General features: G+C 69.2%; 2 protein-coding genes. Both read left to right on the top strand.

What is annotated here, in order from left to right:
* Window positions 1-1,174, top strand: a 1,174-nt coding sequence (locus tag Y705_RS19775) for a pseudouridine synthase (protein ID WP_253908611.1), incomplete at its 5' end; no start/stop codon positions are given.
* Window positions 1,175-1,177: 3 nt separating this feature from the next.
* A partial coding sequence (locus Y705_RS23255) for a prephenate dehydrogenase/arogenate dehydrogenase family protein (protein ID WP_253908610.1) occupies window positions 1,178-1,621 on the top strand: 444 nt, incomplete at its 3' end.

Here is a 1,621-nt window from a genome sequence, read left to right as displayed (position 1 = left end):
CGAGCGCCAGAGGCCCGGAGCCCGCGACGAGCGTCAGAGGCCCGGCACGGGTCCCGCCAGCCGATTCGGCGCCGAGACCTCCGGCCGCCAGGGTTCCCCCGGCGCGCGTCCCTCCAGGGACGGGTTCTCCAGGAACGCGCCAGGCAGGCCCGGGGAGGGCCGAAACAGCTTTTCGAAGGACGGCTCCTCGAGCGGTGGTTCCTCACGGAACGCCGAGGGCGTGGGTCGGTCGGGCGAGAAGAAGTTCGGGGCAGCACGTCCGTCGGGTGGAAAGTTCGGGGCAGGCAAGCCCGGAGCGTCCAAGACGGGCCGTCCGGCACGCCAAAAGCCTGCAGGACCGAAGGCCTTCGGGCGTGAGCGGTTCGGCAAGGATCTCGGGCCCGTCCGACGTCCCAAACCGGCGCGCTCCTCGCGTCCCGCCGACGAGGTCGATGTCCACGATCCCGAGGGTGTCCGGCTGCAGAAGGTCATGGCGCTGGCCGGCGTCGCGTCCAGGCGCGTCTGCGAGGAGATGATCCTCGATGGCCGGGTGGAGGTGGACGGCAGCGTGGTGACCGAACTCGGCGTCCGCGTGGACCCTGAGAAGGTCGCCATCCACGTCGACGGCATGCGGCTCCAGCTCAATGAGTCGCAGCGGTACTACGTGTTCAACAAGCCTCGCGGGGTGGTCTCCACCATGGAGGATCCCGAGGGCCGGCCCTGCATCGGCGATTTCCTCAAGAACAAGAACAAGAACGAAAGGCTCTTCCACGTGGGGCGGCTCGATGCCGAAACCGAGGGCCTGCTGCTGCTGACCAACGACGGCGAGCTGACGAACCGGCTCACCCACCCCTCGTACGAAGTGCCGAAAACCTACCTCGTCCAGGTCCGCGGACCCATGGCGCAGGGAATCGGTGCCCAGATGAAAGAGGGCATCGAGCTCGAGGACGGAGTTGCGCGGGTCGATTCCTTCAAACTCGTCGATTCCACGCCCGGCCACCTCCTCGTCGAGGTGGTGCTCCACTCGGGGCGCAACCGCGTGGTTCGCAGACTGTTCGACGCCGTCGGCCATCCCGTCGAGCGGCTCGTCCGTACCCAGGTGGGACCCATCCGTGTCGGTGACCAGCGGCAGGGCAGCATCCGCGTGCTCGGGCGCCAGGAGGTAGGCCACCTCCTCGCATCGGTAGGCCTGTAGCGGATGCAGGCACAGGCGGACAACGGGACGCACCTGGCAGGTCCCGTGTTGGTGATCGGTGCCGGGCTGCTCGGGGCGAGCATCGGCCTCGGGCTTCGGGCCCGGGGCGTCGACGTCGTGCTCTCCGACATCTCACCGTCCACGCAGGCCGTGGCACGGGACATCGGTGCGGGCCGGATCCTCGAGCCCGCGGCGACCGGGGCGCTTTTCGAACCGGAGCTCGTGGTCGTCGCCGCGCCGCCCGATGTGACCGCCCGGATCGCCGCAGCCGCTCTGGGGGACTACCCCCGGGCCGTCGTCGTCGATATCTCGAGTGTTAAATCCGCCGTCCTGCGGGAACTCGAGGAACTGCTGCCCGGGGAAGCCGAGCTGTCGAGGTATGTGGGCACGCACCCCATGGCAGGCCGCGAGAGATCCGGTCCCGTGGCGGCGCGCGCCGAGCTGTTC

Source organism: Arthrobacter sp. H41 (assembly GCF_000520535.1).
In the GTDB taxonomy this organism is placed as follows: Bacteria; Actinomycetota; Actinomycetes; order Actinomycetales; family Micrococcaceae; genus Arthrobacter_D.
The sequence above is the reverse complement of the archived record's forward strand: the minus strand, read 5'-3'. Positions and strand labels throughout refer to the sequence as shown.